Origin of the sequence: Acinetobacter sp. CS-2, from assembly GCF_016599715.1 — a bacterium.
Lineage (GTDB): Bacteria > Pseudomonadota > Gammaproteobacteria > Pseudomonadales > Moraxellaceae > Acinetobacter.
The window spans coordinates 1,084,991-1,102,969 of record NZ_CP067019.1 but is presented as its reverse complement, the minus strand read 5'-3'; the positions used below and the strand labels follow the sequence as shown (position 1 = coordinate 1,102,969).

At 41.4% G+C, this 17,979-nt stretch carries 27 protein-coding genes and 1 tRNA gene; 1 reads left to right on the top strand and 27 read right to left on the bottom strand.

Annotation, left to right across the window (positions count from 1 at the left end):
* Nucleotides 1-27: 27 nt before the first annotated feature.
* A protein-coding gene (locus JFY49_RS05270; protein WP_107010211.1) for an IS4-like element ISAba33 family transposase occupies nt 28-1,118 on the top strand; the annotation gives its coding sequence in 2 pieces (ribosomal slippage) (nt 28-568 and nt 568-1,118; 1,092 coding nt in all).
* Here JFY49_RS05270 and JFY49_RS05265 read toward each other — a convergent pair.
* The 27 genes from JFY49_RS05265 to JFY49_RS05135 all read right to left on the bottom strand — a co-directional run bounded on the left by JFY49_RS05265 (nt 1,113) and on the right by JFY49_RS05135 (nt 17,949).
* Nucleotides 1,113-1,601, bottom strand: coding sequence for a hypothetical protein (locus JFY49_RS05265; protein WP_200224239.1), 489 nt, complete (start codon nt 1,599-1,601; stop codon nt 1,113-1,115). The genes JFY49_RS05270 and JFY49_RS05265 overlap by 6 nt on opposite strands.
* Nucleotides 1,602-1,688: 87 nt before the next feature.
* Nucleotides 1,689-2,066, bottom strand: a complete 378-nt coding sequence (locus JFY49_RS05260) for a hypothetical protein (protein WP_200224238.1) — start codon at nt 2,064-2,066, stop codon at nt 1,689-1,691.
* Nucleotides 2,041-2,322: a hypothetical protein gene (locus tag JFY49_RS05255; RefSeq protein ID WP_200224237.1), complete on the bottom strand. Its 282-nt coding sequence runs from the start codon at nt 2,320-2,322 to the stop codon at nt 2,041-2,043. The genes JFY49_RS05260 and JFY49_RS05255 overlap by 26 nt, the downstream gene beginning before the upstream one ends.
* A complete protein-coding gene (locus JFY49_RS05250; RefSeq protein ID WP_200224796.1) occupies nt 2,319-2,693 on the bottom strand; it encodes a glutamate 5-kinase in 375 nt (124 codons plus the stop codon). The genes JFY49_RS05255 and JFY49_RS05250 overlap by 4 nt, the downstream gene beginning before the upstream one ends.
* On the bottom strand, nt 2,683-3,063 hold the full coding sequence (locus JFY49_RS05245; protein ID WP_200224235.1) for a hypothetical protein: 381 nt from the start codon (nt 3,061-3,063) through the stop codon (nt 2,683-2,685). The genes JFY49_RS05250 and JFY49_RS05245 overlap by 11 nt, the downstream gene beginning before the upstream one ends.
* Nucleotides 3,060-3,434, bottom strand: a complete 375-nt coding sequence (locus tag JFY49_RS05240) for a hypothetical protein (RefSeq protein ID WP_200224233.1) — start codon at nt 3,432-3,434, stop codon at nt 3,060-3,062. Before JFY49_RS05240 ends, JFY49_RS05245 begins: the two co-directional genes overlap by 4 nt.
* A gap of 5 nt (nt 3,435-3,439) precedes the next feature.
* Nucleotides 3,440-3,607: a hypothetical protein gene (locus JFY49_RS05235; RefSeq protein WP_200224230.1), complete on the bottom strand. Its 168-nt coding sequence runs from the start codon at nt 3,605-3,607 to the stop codon at nt 3,440-3,442.
* 48 nt (nt 3,608-3,655) lie between these two features.
* Nucleotides 3,656-4,810 (bottom strand): P22 phage major capsid protein family protein, encoded by a 1,155-nt coding sequence (locus tag JFY49_RS05230; protein WP_200224229.1) that lies wholly within the window; start codon nt 4,808-4,810, stop codon nt 3,656-3,658.
* Between the two features lie 22 nt (nt 4,811-4,832).
* Nucleotides 4,833-5,591 carry a DUF6651 domain-containing protein gene (locus JFY49_RS05225; RefSeq protein ID WP_200224228.1) on the bottom strand — a complete coding sequence of 253 codons (759 nt, stop codon included), beginning with the start codon at nt 5,589-5,591 and terminating at the stop codon, nt 4,833-4,835.
* A gap of 116 nt (nt 5,592-5,707) precedes the next feature.
* Nucleotides 5,708-5,917, bottom strand: a complete 210-nt coding sequence (locus tag JFY49_RS05220) for a GnsA/GnsB family addiction module toxin (RefSeq protein WP_200224226.1) — start codon at nt 5,915-5,917, stop codon at nt 5,708-5,710.
* A 206-nt stretch (nt 5,918-6,123) separates the two neighbouring features.
* The gene (locus JFY49_RS05215) at nt 6,124-7,011 is read right to left on the bottom strand and encodes an HNH endonuclease (RefSeq protein ID WP_200224225.1); all 888 of its coding nucleotides are present in this window, start codon (nt 7,009-7,011) and stop codon (nt 6,124-6,126) included.
* A gap of 96 nt (nt 7,012-7,107) precedes the next feature.
* Nucleotides 7,108-8,226: a minor capsid protein gene (locus JFY49_RS05210; protein ID WP_200224224.1), complete on the bottom strand. Its 1,119-nt coding sequence runs from the start codon at nt 8,224-8,226 to the stop codon at nt 7,108-7,110.
* 2 nt (nt 8,227-8,228) lie between these two features.
* The gene (locus tag JFY49_RS05205; protein WP_200224222.1) at nt 8,229-9,647 is read right to left on the bottom strand and encodes a DUF4055 domain-containing protein; all 1,419 of its coding nucleotides are present in this window, start codon (nt 9,645-9,647) and stop codon (nt 8,229-8,231) included.
* A 2-nt stretch (nt 9,648-9,649) separates the two neighbouring features.
* A complete protein-coding gene (locus JFY49_RS05200) occupies nt 9,650-11,143 on the bottom strand; it encodes a terminase (RefSeq protein ID WP_200224220.1) in 1,494 nt (497 codons plus the stop codon).
* A 12-nt stretch (nt 11,144-11,155) separates the two neighbouring features.
* Entirely contained in the window at nt 11,156-11,671 is a 516-nt protein-coding gene (locus JFY49_RS05195; RefSeq protein ID WP_200224218.1) for a hypothetical protein, read from the bottom strand.
* A gap of 35 nt (nt 11,672-11,706) precedes the next feature.
* On the bottom strand, nt 11,707-12,945 hold the full coding sequence (locus JFY49_RS05190) for a site-specific DNA-methyltransferase (protein ID WP_200224217.1): 1,239 nt from the start codon (nt 12,943-12,945) through the stop codon (nt 11,707-11,709).
* Nucleotides 12,938-13,426 carry a recombination protein NinB gene (locus JFY49_RS05185; RefSeq protein WP_200224215.1) on the bottom strand — a complete coding sequence of 163 codons (489 nt, stop codon included), beginning with the start codon at nt 13,424-13,426 and terminating at the stop codon, nt 12,938-12,940. Before JFY49_RS05185 ends, JFY49_RS05190 begins: the two co-directional genes overlap by 8 nt.
* Before the next feature lie 17 nt (nt 13,427-13,443).
* Nucleotides 13,444-13,806, bottom strand: coding sequence for a Gp49 family protein (locus JFY49_RS05180; RefSeq protein WP_200224213.1), 363 nt, complete (start codon nt 13,804-13,806; stop codon nt 13,444-13,446).
* Nucleotides 13,807-13,841: 35 nt separating this feature from the next.
* Nucleotides 13,842-14,117 carry a hypothetical protein gene (locus JFY49_RS05175; RefSeq protein ID WP_200224795.1) on the bottom strand — a complete coding sequence of 92 codons (276 nt, stop codon included), beginning with the start codon at nt 14,115-14,117 and terminating at the stop codon, nt 13,842-13,844.
* Nucleotides 14,110-14,370 carry a hypothetical protein gene (locus tag JFY49_RS05170; RefSeq protein WP_200224901.1) on the bottom strand — a complete coding sequence of 87 codons (261 nt, stop codon included), beginning with the start codon at nt 14,368-14,370 and terminating at the stop codon, nt 14,110-14,112. The genes JFY49_RS05175 and JFY49_RS05170 overlap by 8 nt, the downstream gene beginning before the upstream one ends.
* Nucleotides 14,371-14,785: 415 nt before the next feature.
* Nucleotides 14,786-14,862: transfer RNA gene (locus tag JFY49_RS05165), tRNA-Arg, on the bottom strand.
* Between the two features lie 428 nt (nt 14,863-15,290).
* On the bottom strand, nt 15,291-15,731 hold the full coding sequence (locus JFY49_RS05160) for a hypothetical protein (protein ID WP_200224212.1): 441 nt from the start codon (nt 15,729-15,731) through the stop codon (nt 15,291-15,293).
* A 16-nt stretch (nt 15,732-15,747) separates the two neighbouring features.
* Nucleotides 15,748-16,164 (bottom strand): hypothetical protein, encoded by a 417-nt coding sequence (locus JFY49_RS05155; protein WP_200224210.1) that lies wholly within the window; start codon nt 16,162-16,164, stop codon nt 15,748-15,750.
* Nucleotides 16,157-16,630, bottom strand: a complete 474-nt coding sequence (locus tag JFY49_RS05150) for a dATP/dGTP diphosphohydrolase domain-containing protein (RefSeq protein ID WP_200224209.1) — start codon at nt 16,628-16,630, stop codon at nt 16,157-16,159. The genes JFY49_RS05155 and JFY49_RS05150 overlap by 8 nt, the downstream gene beginning before the upstream one ends.
* On the bottom strand, nt 16,627-16,794 hold the full coding sequence (locus tag JFY49_RS05145) for a hypothetical protein (protein ID WP_200224207.1): 168 nt from the start codon (nt 16,792-16,794) through the stop codon (nt 16,627-16,629). The genes JFY49_RS05150 and JFY49_RS05145 overlap by 4 nt, the downstream gene beginning before the upstream one ends.
* Nucleotides 16,791-17,228 (bottom strand): hypothetical protein, encoded by a 438-nt coding sequence (locus JFY49_RS05140; protein WP_200224205.1) that lies wholly within the window; start codon nt 17,226-17,228, stop codon nt 16,791-16,793. Before JFY49_RS05140 ends, JFY49_RS05145 begins: the two co-directional genes overlap by 4 nt.
* A 109-nt stretch (nt 17,229-17,337) precedes the next feature.
* Complete coding sequence (locus JFY49_RS05135) at nt 17,338-17,949, bottom strand: hypothetical protein (protein WP_200224203.1); 612 nt, start codon at nt 17,947-17,949, stop codon at nt 17,338-17,340.
* Between the last annotated feature and the right edge of the window lie 30 nt (nt 17,950-17,979).

Sequence of the window (17,979 nt, the reverse complement as noted above, 5' to 3'; positions counted from 1 at the left end):
AATACTTGTTTTCTGACGACGAATATGATGACACATTTCAATGAGTTACATCTCATCTTAAACAAATATCTAAAGTGGAACAAGTCACATGCAAAATGTTTTACACTGATTATGCTTGCATTAATTGTAAAACAGACATGTAATCTTTCTTCTGCATCTAAAGCCTTACCCATCAAGTGCTTACCACAATCATTTTATCGACGTATACAACGCTTCTTTGCAGATCAGTATTTCGATTATCGTCAAATTTCTCAGTTAATTTTCAATATATTTTCATTCGATAAAGTCCAATTAACTTTGGATAGAACTAATTGGAAATGGGGAAAACGAGATATTAATATCTTGATGTTAGCCATCGTCTATCGTGGAATAGCGATACCTATTGTTTGGACATTGCTCAATAAACGTGGAAATTCAGATACAAAAGAGCGTATTGCTTTGATTCAACGCTTTATCTCCATTTTTGGTAAAGATCGTATTGTGAATGTGTTTGCAGACAGAGAATTTATCGGTGAGAAATGGTTTACATGGTTAATTGAAAATGACATTAACTTCTGTATACGTGTTAAAAAAACTTTATTGTGACCAATCACTTAGCCAAGAATCATAAAATTAGTGATTTATTTCGTCATCTTCAAGTTGGTCAAACTGAATGTCGTAAACGACGTATTTGGGTTGGTCGAGTGAAACTGTATATTAGTGCGCTACGATTAGAAGATGGAGAGCTTTTACTTGTTGTTTCTCCTATGTTTAATGCTTCTGCTATTCGTGATTATGCATTACGCTGGGAAATCGAAACGTTATTTAGTTGTCTCAAAGGACGTGGATTCAATCTTGAAAATACTCGTTTAACAGACCCTAGACGAGTCAAGAAATTGATAGCAGTGCTAGCTATCGGTTTCTGTTGGTGCTATTTAACAGGTGAATGGCAACATGATCGGAAAAAAGCGATAAAAATAAAGAAGCATGGACGACTTTCAGTAAGTTTATTTCGCTACGGTTTGGACTATGTTCAAATGGCTATTCTACGTTTGATTGGTTTTGGAAAAAAAGAAGAATTTAAGAAAGTGCTAGCAATTTTAAGAAAGAAAAAGCCTGATAGGACAAGGATCCTATGAAATTTGTCGTGTACAGAGAAATTCAGCAATCACTAAGTCCTCATCTTTTTGCTGAAGATTTGGGTGTTCGGCAATTGCGCACAGCCTGCAATTAGCGCCCTTTGTGTGGTTGTATGGTGTTTGCCAAAAATAACCATGAACCTTGCAGCCAATCTCAACGGGTGAATCTACAGATTTAAAGATTACTTTTGAGTAATCATATCTATCGCCATGCTTGGCTCTAAACCTGTCGATTATTTCCTTTGTGTTTCTTCGCCCAACCCCTGCACACTCACAACAACCATGACCCTTTAAGTGGTTGTCAGGGAATTGCCAGAAAGAGCCATGTTGAAGGCAGATTATTTCGATTTTCTCTTTGGATCGGGTGTAGATTGAGTTGATATAGCTATATTTTTCGCCATGAACTTTTCTGGCTTTCTGAATAAACTTTTCAGTCTTTGATTGCATAGCAGACGCCATGACTTTAGAATTGACTTCGGTCATCTTGTTACTCTCATTAACAGGTTGATTAGAAAGGCTTAGTTGTTTCCAGCAACTAGGCTTTTCGCTTATTTATTATACCATAACTATCTATTTATTATACTTATTTGCTACAGATTGAAAGGCTAGTGCAAATACTCCGAGTGGCGCTTGCTGACTCCAACCATTCTCCAACTTGTCACCATATGGGCTTAATGTCTGGATATAAACAAGCCCGCCTATTTTTGCTGTAGATGCCACCTTTAAGCCTTCTGCCAGTGTTGTACCACCTGACAAGTCAAAGCCTTTCTCATAGGTGGTTTGCAGAGAATCAAGTGTGACTTTATGTGATGCTCGAAATTCACCATCCATAACCGGGGATCGAGTAATCACTTGCTGTAGCGTATCCCCTACAATCTTTTTAAGGTGGTCATCTGCATCTTTCAGAACGTTGAGTGCAAAATTAGTTGGCTTGTTTGTCCAGGACATCTTTAACTACCTCAACCTTACCTATTTTTATTTCATAAATAAGATCGCCATTTTCTACGATCAGGTTTCCATCCACTGCCTGTTTATGCTTTATGAGATAGCCTTTATTTGTGTCGCAAAAAATTACATGTGGTGTCTTAATGCCATCCAGCAAGACTTCTTTAACTTTGGGTTCAGATTGTCCTACATCAACATGATAAACGCCATCCGTATGCATGGCTTGGTGTATAAGGTTTTGATCATCAATACAAATCATGCGCTCACCTTTCTTAATTGAGCTGTATAAGTAGCACTTACTGAATCAACCCCAATATTTACCAACTTAAACCGGCCCTTACTGGTAGTCCAGACGTCACCAATCTGTGGCACCTGAGTCACTTCATTCTGTAGCACAATGGCCTTGCAGTCAGTCACCTGATAATCAGTCGGTTTGACCATATCTTTTAAGTACGATCCAAACAGCACACCACGTCCGGTATAAGCTTCAACTGTAATCACCGGATAGGTCTGCGTTGCAAAATCAAAGTTACCTGACTGGATTTCTTTGGAACATGTAAAAGTATCGACTGCATCACCGAGCTTTTTATCAAATGCCTTACCAACCTTGGATTGGATTTTATTTTTGATCACTGCATTCACTCCGCTCATAAAGCTCAAATAAGTCTTGAGCTAGTGCTTGAATTGAATAAGCTTCAAACTCGATACTTGGGTTTTCTTCACCCATTTTTAACTTTAACTCTTGCCAGATATGCACAGCCTCATGAAGTAGAAGGCCATGAATCTGATTTACATCCCACCAGTCGCAATCTTTAATCTGAACAATTGCATGGTCATCATTAAAGTTTACCCGGGCATCTGCGCCACCTTCTAAAAATTCAAATGGTGCTTTTACAGTATCAAATAGAATATCGAGTTGATCTTGGTTTCTGACCAGTGTGTAACGCATGTGCTCAAATGGTGTGGTATACCATTCAGGCACATAATTGTTATTAATCATGCCCGATACACCTCAAATCCAAATCCTTTGGGTTTTAGATCAAGCGAATCAATCAAAGCTTTAGCGATTTGCTCATACTCTGAAATTTCGCGACTACCTTCAGCAAATGTTTCACTAACCTGTACTGTATCGGCCTTTACACTTTCACTGGTTGTCTGCCGGGCAATACCAGAATAAATCACACCAGCCTGAATACCTTTGATAATTTCGCAGGCTGCTTGCTTAATAAGGTCGTCAATTGGATCTGGAACAAATCCGACTTCGTTTTTCATCCAGGTGTTTGCAAGTAAAACGAGGCGAGCTTTATCACCAGCTGGTGCAAAGTCTGCCCCTAAAATTTGCTCAGCCTGTTCTTGAGTAATAAAGCTCATAATGATTATTCCGTTGGTTTTACAGTTCTGGTTGAGCGTTTGGCTGGCTCTTTTTGCTCTACTTCTTCATAGAGTGCGTGAATCTTTGGATCAAAATCCAATTCATTAATTAATACATAGTTACCTTGATCTTTTGACCATGGTTTAACTTTTACTGTTTTCATCTGTGGCATGTTGCTCTCCAAAAACAAAGGACGCACAAAGCGTCCTTGATTTAATGCTTACCCCAAAACAATCGCGAGATGTTCAGGCTTGAGTGCAGCACAGCCCCATGCCAGCGCAATTTCATATTGCACCTGACGGTATTGAGCATATACAGATACTTCAAAGGACAAGCCGCTCACTGGATCAGTGATGATTGTACGGTCAACAGCAGAATCACCTTGTTGCGGTAATGCAGGTGCACGTGTTGCCAGTGCAATCGCAGAACGAGGGAAAACCATGTTTCGCACAGAACCAGCAGTCACAGTGATTGCTGTCGCAGCTGCTGGGATTGCTTTACGTAAGCCGGGAGCCGCAATAGTCACCTTGCCGCCATTCGACACATCCGTATCGCCAGCAACAACGATATATTTGTTAGGGTCGCCAGCAAATGAAATAGCGTCACCAATAAGGATGGTTCCGGTGCCAGCACTCGCAAGCGTGATTTCCTTAGCGCCCACTGCATAACCTGTTGTATCAGTAGTTGCTAATGCACCAGTACCGGCTGTATGCGATTTGATTTGAGCGGATTCACGAATCGCAAAACCATGCACATCAAGCAATACACCACGACGCAGCAAGCTATCGTCGTTAGCTTCATTCGCCTTATTAAGCTGCGCCAATGTACGCATGTTTGCGCCAGCAGTAGTATCAATTACCATCTGCAAATCAGATGCTGGTGCGCCATTGTCTTTAAGCAACTTCAGTGCTTGTGCTGTATCGCCTAAACCACTTGCAAAAGGAGTTGTGCCAGCAGTACCAACTGCGCGTGACGCTTTTAAGTGTAATGCCGCCAAATCCGCTTCAACTTCATTCACCAGAGTACGCATACCTTGAGCGAATTGGTCACGCAGGATTACATTGTATGATGCGCCATTGTTGTCCAGACCACGCTTTTCCTCACCGTTCCAGCGAACAGGAACACGACGTGCTTTAGTGATTTCCATTTCGACAGAACCAATGTTTTGGTCCCCATCATCTGGTGGCGTTACGTCTGGTGTGATGTCAGTAGCAGTTGCACCAGAGGTTACAGGTGATTTCACCTTCTGGCCTTTTGCTGCACGCTCAAATGTCATATCAGACGAAACTGCTGGAATAATACCAACAAGCTCACGTGATACTGTATCGAGCGCATTGTAAATCGTAGGGATTAAACCATTTAAATCGTTAGCCATAAGCTAAACTCCATTAAAAATATTATTGAATTTGTCCGCCTTCACGCGTGAATTGTGCCCGGCCAACAGGATCAAGAGATTCAAACTGCTGGCGCGTCATTGTTTTTGCACCACCACCTTGACCACCACCCTGGAACCCACCGCCACCAGCTTGAGAACCTTTTAAAATTGAATCCTTGTGCTGGTATCCACCAACCAAAGTTTCCAAGGCCTCATCAAAGTCTGCGATTTCACCCGGGCGAGTGCGTGAATAGATTTTTTGACCATCGGCACCAACTGCCACGACTTTGCCGTTTTCGATCTGGAAGTTTTTCCCAAACGTGGCTTGAATCATGTCTACCGGTACAGCGATGTTGTCTTGAATGAACTTAGAACGAGCAAAACCACCGCCAATCAATTCACTGTGTAATTGCTGCTGCACAGAATCACGTTCTTGTGTAAGTTTTTGGAGTTGTGGCTCGTAGGTCTGTTTTAACGCTTCAGTAATTTCAGCCTTCACCTTGTCTACCTCACCTGCATCCACAAGTTTTTTAGCATCCAAGTTTTGAACAATGTTTAACGCCTCTTTTACCTTTACAGGGTCAAGCCCTTCGAAAGCTTTAGCCTGTGCTTCAAATTGCTCTTTGGCTTCACGATGAGTTTTAGCTTCACCATTCAGGCGAGTAATCGTTGCCACTGTCTGCGGTGCATCAAAAGCTACCTCTTTACCATCATCATGGACATAAACAGGCTTGCCATCTTGAACCACTACATGACCGTTTTCGTCTAATTTCAATTTCATAAGTCATCCGACCCTATTTCTAAAATGAGCATCCGCTCGTTACGCTGTCCGCATCCGCTTTCAGCAGGCAATAAAAAAGCACCCGGTTGGGTGCTTAAGTTGAATTTGGTTAAATTTTAAATATCTGTTTCGATTTCACTGCTAGTAACTACAACCGCATCAGGCAAGCCAAATGCTTTCATGGTTTCAGTAAAAATATAAATATTTGTGGGCTGAATCCCTGTTTGATGCTGAAATTCTGCAACTTTATTTTGCACAAAGCCTGCAATCTCAGCTTCAAGTTTTTTCTTTAGCACTGAATATTCTTGAATCGTAATTTCTTTCATTTCTTAGTCCAAGCCTTTAAAATTAAGTCATTAATGATTTGCTGTTCAGATATAGTCATATGAAATAAGTTCCACATGCAAAACCAATTGAAAAAACCACAGCAACAATAATAAAAAGCCAAAGATATACCGCACCCATTACATCAGTCATACTTCACCTTCATAACCCCACCACCTCAAACGTCTTTTCATCCAAAGCCTTAAGCTCACGCAAAACACAGAATTTGTTGAATCGAATTCGATTTTCGATACTGCCAATCAGTCTTTGTGTGACATGAATCGCAGAGCGTTTCCAAATTACTTAGTTTGTTTGCCAGCTCATTTTTCCCACCAAATTGATGGAATGGCTTGATATGGTTTACAGATAAGTCACGCCCATATTTTTCATAGTGTTGCTCACGGGTTAAACCGCATTGAATACACTTAAAATCATCTCTTTTTATAATTTTCTGGCGTATCACCTGCCAATTAGAGCCTCTAAACTTATTGGCTTCCATGTAAGACGAGCCACCTTGCCAATTAGGGTGTTTTGCACCCTGAAAGGCTTGGCTTATTTTGTCTTTTCGCTCTTGGTTTGTTTTGATTTGGTTTATATAACACTCTTCAGAGCATGTTTTTCTGAAATTATCAGCAACCAAACGCCCAATTGTATTATTCCATTTCAGCGAGCTAAACCACACACCGCAAGAAATACAGTGCCGATCTTTTGATTTCTTATGATTTAGTTTGCAATCATTAGAGCAATATTTCGCATTAGTCCCATGACCATGTGCACGACTAATCTCATTATCACAACCTGCACATCTTCTTAAAACCTTGTTTTTCAAGTCTGCCTTGAAAGCATCGTAACAAATACGGTTGCAAAATATATTCTCGGACAAAGCCCCATTACGCCTACTACTTTTAGATTTACCTAAAACATCGGCATTGCAATGTGCACATTGATGCTTTCTAGTAGTACCTTTTGAACCAATATAATCACCGCGCTTTTGTGCAACACGATAGCAAGGCATTCCACAGTAAATATTACGCTTACCTTTCACTGGTTTAAATTGCGAACCACAAGTTTTGCAAGTACAATTCGAATCAGTCATGACATTATCTCCAAGTAGATAAGTTGTGATCAGAAACCCCTTAAGATAGCCGTCTTTTGGGGTTTTGTTTTGTCTAAAAATTATACCACAGAAACATCATAAACCTAAGTTTTCAAAGGTTTTTTTGTCCATTTTTCGCAACTCATCAAGCGTGTATTTTCGCCCAATTGGATCAACAAATTTATCAATTGGAAAGTCTGATTTTTTATATAGCTCAAAGCGTGTGCTCCCCAACCAATTGCGCTGAAAATCATCACCCTGATCCTTAAACCAATCTGAAAATTTAGTATTCGCCTCGACCTGACCAATGATGCCATCACGCTCATCTTTGGGGATATTCTTGATTTTCCGCTCGTCCGCCACAAATGGACGCACCCCACCCAGATTTCCATCAGCATCAACACCAATCAGCGTCGATCTGCAATTTGGATGAAGTGGAGGTCTTCTAATTTTGGGATCATCAATCTTCCACATGGTTTGATCTAGGTTTGCACACGTAAAACTACTACGCCCATCAAGCACACTGACGAATTTAATATGTGTAAATCCAAGAGCTTCGTAGGTCTGTAAATACGATGTATTCGATACATGGCTCCTGGCTGTTCTTACCTGGCGCTCAATGACATAACGTTCTGACTGGAGCAATCCATCTTTATAATCAAGTGACTTTCGCCCCTTAATTCGATTAATAATCTGCTGATTAGTCTGGCCTTGTGAAATACCATCACGAATGACGTATTCCACTTTCTTGCGTAAATTTTCCGCGATATCAGCAAACAGGTAATCAACCAGCTGACCGCCAGAGAAAGGCATCTTTTTGGCTTTCTGATATAGCTTTTCACCATCAACCTGAAGCGTTTCGCCCATTAGCGCAATGGTATAACTAGCCTCATATACAGCCAAGGCAATAGCAGACTGTTCAAATATCTCTGACATCTGGGTATTTAATGAAGAAAACCACTCGTTTAAAGTGGCTTTGATTTCCTCAATATTACGACTGGCCTTAGCTTTGCTTGAAAAGTTGAGACCTTGTAAGGCTTTGCGTTCTGATTCAGTTAAGTTCTCGAGTAAATCACCAAATTTAAGGAGCTGCTCATTCGACAACTTGTCAAAAACTTTGATCAGATCATTTACATTCTGTGAGGATGCCCGATATAGATATGCCTGATGTTGAGTCAGCGCATCAAGTAAGGCTTTTTGCGCTGATGTGTTCATATTTATGCATCCACAGTGCCATCATTCCGCTTTTCAATTTTCTTCACGATATCTTCCCATTTATCTTCAGGGAAAGTACCTGTCTGCTCGTAGTGATACCAAACATACATCGGCAACTCACCAGCAAGGCAGGCTTCATAAATCAATTTAGAGCGTGTTGAATCATATTTCGGCTTATTGAAGTCCTGAGCAATCGTAAAGCTCAGCTCATCCACTTTAAGATCATGATTTGGTAAGGCAAACTTTGCACACCAGCGCAGGGCCATGGTCATCGCTTCTGAAATGTTAGCTGCCACCAGCGACAAGACTGAATGCTGAATAGAGTTTTCATTCCCGGCCTGCTCAGCCGTTTTATTGGCAGACCCAACCTCAATCAGCCGGGCACCCAGTTCTTTCATCTGGTCCCACTTGTCTTGCATACGCTTATATGCCAAACCGTTTTCATCCGCCTGGATAAACTTACCATCCGTTGGGATACCGGTGCGACTACCAACACTGGCACCCGACTCTTTCACCATCGCGTACTGTTCTGGCGTGATATTTGGAAAGCACAATGTAGGTTGTCCTACAATAAATGCAGATTCCTCTACATCAGCAGAACTCCGGTAATATGAAAGTTCAATCTCGGCCAGTTCATACAAAGGTGCTGTGTCAATTTCTTCTGAGTTGTCGATAGCACCACAGAAAGTGAATGGAATGTAATCCCATGTATTGCCGTCATAATCAGTCGGAGTTGATGTCTGATCTAAATACCAGTCACCTTTCTCATTCTTCTTATGGACTTCAACCACATAAACAAAGCGACCGTCTACCACTTTCAACCATAGCAATCGATACTGTTCAATGGTGGACAAGCTAAATCCATCACGCTCTTTAACCGTTTCATGAATTTTGACATAGCTCAGCTTTTTTTGATTGCCAACAATGATGTAATCCCAATCTTCAACCGCAGCAGCTTTGATGATATGAATCATCGGATAAGCACCTTTGGTCTTATCTTCTGCCCGGTTTCGGCTTGGTTCTACATTAGGATGATCTACATACACACCACAGCGATAATTGCGATTAATCAGCCGCATTGCACGCTGTGATACCTGGTAAATAGAACGCCCCGCACCATCGGCATTCCGGTCCAGATATTCCAGATCATCTGGCCGATTAAATACCGGGGTTTTACCAAAGGCCAAACCGATATGACTTGCCAAAGTTCGGCTGGTCACACCAGGGAAGATAGCGCGCATTAAATATTCTTTATATCGATCCGATCCTTTAGGATCATTCTTTGAAGTGAATAAAGCAGGCTTTGGCAAATATGCCTCACCTTTTCCCTTAATAACTTCCTGACCATCACAAACATCGTCCAACTTATTCCAAGTCTTAATGTGCTTATCATAGTCAGCATGGGTGTTTGTAATACTCATAATTAAAATCCAAACATTGGTATATCGATGTGTGTGACTTGTGGGATTTTATTCATCGCCACAGCAAAATATCTAAACCCATCCGCGCCATGCGATGTGTGGTCATGCAATGGCTTATCTTTCCAGCAACCACGCTTGTCATCCCACTCTTTGCGATAGTTTTCCAAATGAGAAATACCTTCTGCACACTTGGTTTCATCAAACTCGCATCGAGGTAGAATTTCACGAGCCAATTCAATGCCGTCCATGATTCCAATATTAGGAACCACCTGAAAGCGCACTGAATATATCGCCCCATCAATGTCATAACCTTCTTTGGCAATATCAAGACGAGATTTACCATCATTCATAAGTGAGCGGTTTTGGATGTCGTGTGGAGCGTAGTGCGCTGAGTAGTTGTAACCACGATCTTTCAAGACTTTGAAGTAATGACGCATCCCTTCACCTGAGTTTTCGTAGTAATCAATCACTTGATAACGATCATCACCGATCTTACGAACGAACCAGATCACCATAGAATCCGATACACCCAAATCCCAAAAGGTCATCACATCCAAATGTGAGTTATCAGGTAATTCACCAATACGACCATTCTCATACAAGAATTTGAATTGCTTCTTGTAGTAAGCACCCTCTACAGATTGGGCAAAGGCTTCCGATGGGATGGATGGATATTCGCGCTTAATGTCCTCACCAAGCGTTTTCTCTTTCTGCCAGTACCATTGCTGCTGCTCTGGCGTGGTATGTATGTTGTATTTAGCTTTTAGCTCAGAAAAGTAATCTTTTAAGCGCTGTGGAATTTCTGTTATTACAGGGAGTGAATAGTCTTGGTTTTTCCACCATGAGAAGAAAAAGAATTTCCAGTCCAGAATGCCAAGTGTTCTGCCTTGCAGTTGCAACTTCTCAGCAGTATGGCAATAGTCATAGAAATAACCCGACTTACCCTCAGCTGTAGATTCAAGGGTAATCTTTCCGCCTAAACCAACCGCTTCAAAAGCACCAGTGACAATCTCACGAGCTTTATCTGGGTATTTAGCACAGATCTTACCGAACTCAGATATATGTAATCGCTTTAGCGTTCCACCACGGAATGATGTACTAACTGTGACCGATCCGCCTTTAGAGAATACAAGCTCCTCTTTGGTTTCAATGCTTAATGGATTGGCTGCGCGCAATGGATGTGGCAGCTTCTCATAAGCATATTTAACCTTTTCACGGAATAGGCGTTTAGCATCATGCAGGGTATGTGCAATCAAGGCACACTTATCCGACATGAATAGTGCAGCATCCAATTGAATGATGCACATCTCAGTCGTAAAACCGAGCTGACGCGCTTTTAGGATGATGTTTCTCGACCACTCATTTTCAAAATACTCAAGCTGCTCAAGTGTCATTTTAAACTTGACTTGCTTGCCGTTCTTGTCGGTAATTTGGTAGAGATTATTTAGCCGCCAATGCTGATCAATAAGTTTTGCTCTATGCTCAGGTTTAAGCATATGCCCTCCTTATTAATCTTCTTTGCTTAGCTCATCCATCAAACTTGAAAGTGATTCAATTTCCAATTTGCCTGAGTGCTCAACGGATTGCTTATCAACCCATCCTGCACGACATTTAAGCCAAAAAATAGCGGCTGAGGTATTCCCTGCTGTTGCTTGCTGAAATAATGATTGCGCCACCTTTGCGTTAGCCATCGTCATTGCTGCATCAAGCTCTTTTCGATAATGCTTAAGTAGTGTGTTTTTTGTAATACCAACAACAATAGCGATTTGGTCTTGCGGTGTGCCAACACTTGCCAGTGTTTTAACTTGTAGTCGGGTTTCAGTGGTTGGCTCATGTTTTGCGGTCATATCATGCCCCATTAACCTCATAATATGCTCTGCGGTATTGCTTGCAGTATTCTTTGTTTTTCCCAACCCAAGCCTTAACAAGAGATCGACATTTCTCTTTGTTTTTTTGGTAGTACGATTTGCTTTTTGCTTTATGACACTCAACACATGATGCGCGAGACTGGAATTGGTACTCACAGCCGCACACCTTGCACGGTTTTGAAAGTTTATAATTAGAGATCATTAAATTTATCCCCTGTGCTTTCAAGTGTGGCTTCTTTGCCTGTTAGGGTCTGCCATCGGTTAATGATAACGTCACAGTATTTCGGGTCGAGTTCCATAAGGTAGCCCACACGCCCATCTTTTTCACAAGCGATTATGGTTGTTCCAGACCCACCGAAACTATCCAAAACAATGTCGCCACCCTTTGTGTTATTCAGTAAACAATATGAAAAAAGATCGACAGGCTTCATGGTTGGGTGTTCGCCATTTCTACTCGGCTTATCAAATTCCAGTATAGTTGTTTGTTTTCTATCAGATGCCCATAGGTGACCAGCGCCATCTTTCCACCCGTAAAGACAAGGTTCGTGCTTCCAGTGATAATCTTGGCGCCCCATAACTAGAGTTGATTTTTTCCAAATAAGACATTGGCGAACTTTCCAGTTTGCATCTTTCGCTGCGCCACGAAAATTGTAACCCTCCAAGTCTGCGTGCCAGATATAAAAAGCCGCACCTGGTTTCATGACAGCATCAGCAGCGACATAACAATCTCTAAGGAACTGACGAAAATCATCATCGCCCATCGAGTCATTTTTGATTGTTAATGCATCCTTTGTTTTTCCTTCGTAAGCCACGTTATATGGCGGGTCGGTTAGCCACATGTCAACAAGCTGGTCATTACATAGTTTTTCCAAAGCATCAATGCTCGTGCTATCACCACACATCAGGCGATGCTTTCCTAAAATCCAAACATCACCCTCTTTTGTTTTTGGCTCTGCGGGTGGCTCGATTACCTCGCCATCTGCATCTTCTTCGTATTCGGGCAGCAACTCCACATTCAATAAATCACCAAGTTCATCTTCATTAAACCCTGTAAGTGATAGATCAAAATCAAGCTCTTGTAAGCCCTCAAGCTCAACGCGAAGTAAATCGTTATCCCAATCAGAATTTAAGGCGATCTTGTTGTCTGCAATCACATACGCTTTCTTTTGCGCTTCTGTTAAGTGACTAGCATCAACGCATGGCAATTCTTTAATGCCTAGTTTATTCGCAGCCATGACTCGACCATGCCCTGCAATAATGCCATTGTCACCATCAATGATGATCGGATTTAAAAAGCCAAACTCTTTAATAGATGCGGCAATCTGGTTCACCTGCTCATCACTATGAACCCGGCTGTTGTTTGCATAAGGAATTAAATCAACGGTTGCAACCCTTTTTATAGGAGTGCAAGTGTTTATATCTTTACTCATTTGTCACCCACATCAAATCATCAGGCACAGTCAAATGAATACCTAATTGCGTGACAGTAAAATCATGTACACAATTCAAATACTCAGTCATCTGCTTAACACTTAATTTAGTGGTACTACAAAGTCTGATCACCTGCTCTGCAATCACTCGATATTCTTCACACTCATTCTGCTTGAGCATTGCGATCGCTTTGCATGTCTCGGCAAACTCTTGATCATCCCGGCGATAAATAAAAATCAGAAACTTTTTCTTAAACTCAAAATGCAGTTGATCTTTATGTGTACCGTTCTTCTTCTCGATCTGACCTAACCACATCCAATATAATCTGTTTTGAGCTGCCGACCGGTCATCCTGTTTCTGATCTATCACCACACGTAAAGGCTTACCACTCTCAACTGCCTGAGTGTAATTGGTGTGCATATAGTTAATGGCTTTGGTGATGTCTGCATGTGATTGGATAGGAAACACGGCTTTTTGCATTTCCTATCCCTCTTTAATTATTGTGCTTGATATAGCTTTTCTTTCAATAAATAGCCTTCAAGTTGCCAAATTTTGCTTCGCGCATTCTCATACGCAATTTTTTTACCAATTTCAGCATCAAAATTTTCAGGACTTGCACATGCAGACTCACCCGTAACCGTGAAACCATTCTTTAAAATCAAAACACAGAAAGTTAATGTCTCTAGTTGCTTATGCATCCCAATCAAGGCTGTTGTATTTGGATCAGCACCCCATTGTGCATTTGCAGCTGTAAAGAAATATTTATCAACAATAACGCTATCAATAAGATCAGGCGTTAAACGTGGTGCATTTAAGTTTTTAGATTGAATTTCTTGTTCAATCTGCTTTTCGTTTGACATTTTCTTCTCACAAAAAAAAGAGCCACACGGCTCAGTTAAAAAATCTCTTTGTCTGTTTGATTCAACATCCGATCAACTCTCACCAACCACTTCTCAAACATGGCTTCACTTTCTGCCCTGGTACCCAATCGATACTGGTCAAATGCACTATGGCAGGAATGACACAATGGCACCGTAAACTCATCACTGGCTTTAATCGATCTACCCTTACCATGCTTGGCACTATTTGAATGCGCTGCCTGACTATCTGGATTACCGCATCGTATGCATGGCAACTTTCTAACTGCTGCCAATCTTTTTGCATCACGCATACAACGCTTCACGTAAATTCTTAATACGCTCTTTCAGCTTAATCATGATGCCGTCAATCGTTAGCATCTCTGACCGCGTCAATCCCGATCTACTGAGATTCTGATACTTAGACAGCTCAGCACTGCAAAATTCTAAGTCTTGTTTCGCTTGTACTTTGTCTGTCATAGGTGCCACCAATAAGAAAAGAAAAACCCCACCATGACCTAGTACACGTGGGGTCTTGTGTGCCGTAATACGTTCGGCAAATGTCACCGAAGTGACAAGGGTCTATTTAACTTCTTTCAAACAATCCCGACACACCTTGATTTCTTCATCATCAATCGTGTAATCGATTTCAGTCGCACCATGTACGCCGAATAAACACATCAGTAATCTAAGCATGATTTTACTCCTGGACAATCAAGCAATCATGTCGCAAGAAATGTCAGTTATTTTCACTTATAAAACATAAATTTATGATATTTATTGCTGAAATAATGTCATTGGCTTTGTCGAACTAAGCAAGATTCCTTCCTGGTTAATCAAGCAATGATCGAGCATTTCTAGGTGCTGCTCGACATGGTAACTAAATGTGTGCTTATAGCTAAAAATAACTAAGTTATAGCTAGAAATAACTAGGTCCGACATTTGTAGTTTTAAAGGCATCAAATTCAATTGGATTAGAATCTGGCACGCCATGTAGGACTCGAACCTACAACCATTGGTATAGAAAACCCATGCTCTTTCCATTTGAGCTAATGGCGCATTAAGAAAGGCCCTCTCCGCGGGGCTAGACGCTACTCATTAATTCATCATCTCGAAATGGGCTATCAATCTGACTTCTTAACTTTCGTTCTGTATGGGTCGGGTTGTCATCCCAGATCTAGTATTTCTCTTAGGCCCACTCAGTACGTGACGAAATCGCACTGGATTCAAACCGACTTATACGGCTGGTTTCTGCATCCCACCGTTTGCGCTGATAGCCGAGCAAGTTAATACACAGCGTCACAAATCCAAGTTACCAATCGGCTGACGTTATTTCATAAGATCACCAATGACTTAGGTTTATAGGAAATTTAGGCACTAAAAAAGCCCACCATTTGGCGAGCTTTTAAATTAACTTAGTGCATCACATACACTTCGATCACTATAACAGAAATATGCCATATCCCGTGCGCACGGTCAATTCATATTCAATCTATTTTTAATCGCTTGTCATGCCCAGATAAATAAAACTTGCCGCAGTAGATCATGCTCTTGATTGAGGTTCTACCAAGTGCGAATTCACGTACCATTTGATCAAGTGACATCCCTCGAACATTCTTTTCAATAAACAACTGAACAGCCACCTTAGCCGAATCACAAATCAGTTTTGATTGCTTCACTTCAATGATGAGCTTCCGCACCTGCTCTGCTTCAAAGTCATCAATCTTGCAAATGATCTGATCCTTGCGTGGTGCCACCCCTTTGTTGTTCTCACAGATCAGCCAGTAAATCTGATTAATACCCAAATTATCAGGCTCATTCCCCGACTTCATGCGACAGGTTTGAATGTATGCACCGTACTGCTTCAACCAATCTTCAGCTGTAAATTTTGACCAATCCATTACTTGTGTTTTAACCGCTGCATTCATCCCATTACCCTCAAACTTATTTCATTCCAAATATCAACATTGCCGCATCACGCTGCTCTTGATTCGTTCTGCCCTGCCAACCTGTAATACGATTAAAATCTTCCGCTTTTAACTTTGTACGTGTCGGCTTAACCAATACCACCGCTAAACCGCATTCTTTTGCCATTTCAGCCAGTAATTTACCCGTTGCGTGGTTCTCACCTACATTTTTAGCAATTCGCTCTCCTTCGGTCTTAGAATGACCAAAACGAAAATTAGATTTCTTATTCAGCCAACCTGCTTCAATGACAACTTTCTTGATTTCATCTTGATGGCTTCGGAATAGCTCTACAGTCTGAGCAAAGGTTAAGTTTTTAAGTTCCAGTGACTGCCCTAAGACAGCCACCCCTGATTTTTCTAGGTCTGGATCAATGCCGATGATGAGGTTAGTCATTAGCACCTCGCTTCACCCCAATAACTTTCCGCTCATGATTTACAATTGCACCACATCCAAAGCATTCAGCTTTATCGTCATGGAACATCGAAGTTGATATGTGTAAGCAATTTTCTATTTTTTCTAAATCACCCTTGCGAACAAACTTTGCCGCAAATCCCTGACCAACCATAACCTTGCTGTCCATATCATCAAACCACCACAAGAACATCCCGCAGCAAATCGCATGTGCCAAATGATGCTCTCCTGTTTCAGAGTCTTTCTGCTCACCATGCCACCAAGCATCAATATGGCGTTGCATTGCATCGTAATAGCGAGTTTTCGCGTCAGGAACATGCTTCCAGTTGTCTACTTGATACTTTGTAGCCCCAAACTCTAAAACGCGAATTACAGCGTTTAGAGCGCCTTTTGGAAGTAGTGACATTCTTGGCTTGTTTGTATCGAATTTTTGTCCTTGCTCACTCATCTCTCAAACTCCACATAATTCCGTTCATCCTCAGCTTTAAGCGCTTCCATTTCCGCATGCATCTGGTTCCATTGTTCTTGCAACAATTCCTCATCTTCATTTGGTGCCAGTGGAATTGATCCGTTTAATTTGTCGCGCAGTGTTTTTAGGTGATGATTGCTCATGCTGCTTTTCCTTGTACTTCGCGTCTTTCGATGAATGGAATCGCCTCCATGAACAAAGAAAACTCACTTTGTGTCATCCGTGCACCATGTGTTGCTGGTGGTGCAAGCAGTGATCGAACGCGATTAATATGAATTCCTGTAGTTCTTGAAAGTTGTTCGCGCCTGGTTGGGGTGGTGCTTACTGCATTCACCCAATTTCTGATTTTCACCACCTGGGACTTTGACGCATGCCCTTTGATTTTGGTTTGTTTGCGCGGTGGGCGTGGTACAAACTCAGTACCCTTGAGTGTTTCAACCCTCCCACCACGCGCTAAATACTTCTCCATTTCGGTTTCAAGTTCTTCACGCAAATTACGCTTAGCGATTAACTGTGCATAAGTGATGTCTTTGCCCGCTTGCACAAACTCAATTCGTTGTTGAATGATTTCGTTCATACCCACCCCAGCACAAAGTTTTTACTTTCAGATCCACTCGCCAATGCACACAAGCAAATCAAAGCAATAAGGCAGATGAGTAGGATTGTTTTATCGTCTAATGGGTGTTTCATGCGGCACCCCACTGAAAAGAAATATGCATCCCTTCATCACAATGCTTACATCCATCAAAATCATATGGATTGTGTTGCCAGTTAATTTTTCCGCATGTTGGGCAGTTAAATCGGGTCATTGGGTTTATGACTCTACGACATGATTTCTTTATGCGTTCTGGAGTTCTTAAGCCTGCTGCAATCATCATTTTTCTATGATTAAGCAAAGCAAAATTAAATGTCCGACGTTTTTTCTTATCTGCCAATTCAAAAGGCACCACTACATAATCATTGTGGTTAATGCACTCAGCAGCTGTGCGTCCAATTATTTGAGCATGTAAAAAATTGGTTGATTTATTACCATTCAAATCGCTCCAGTAAACATCGTTTCCATCCCAGATGCCTTTAATAAAAAGCACATATTTATCAGATGGGCTTAAGTCTGATTTTGATGGTAAATACTGGTGATCTATCTTCCAGATGCTCAGTGAATCAATATGATCTGCGGAAATTGGGTATTCACCATCACGAGCTAATTCCCACTCCTTTTGTGCTTCTTCCAATGTGTAAACATGAGCTAAATCTAAATTTGAGGTATAGCCCTTGCCATCAATCGCATGAAAAACCATGTTTGATCCGGTATTGCCATGCGGTGAACG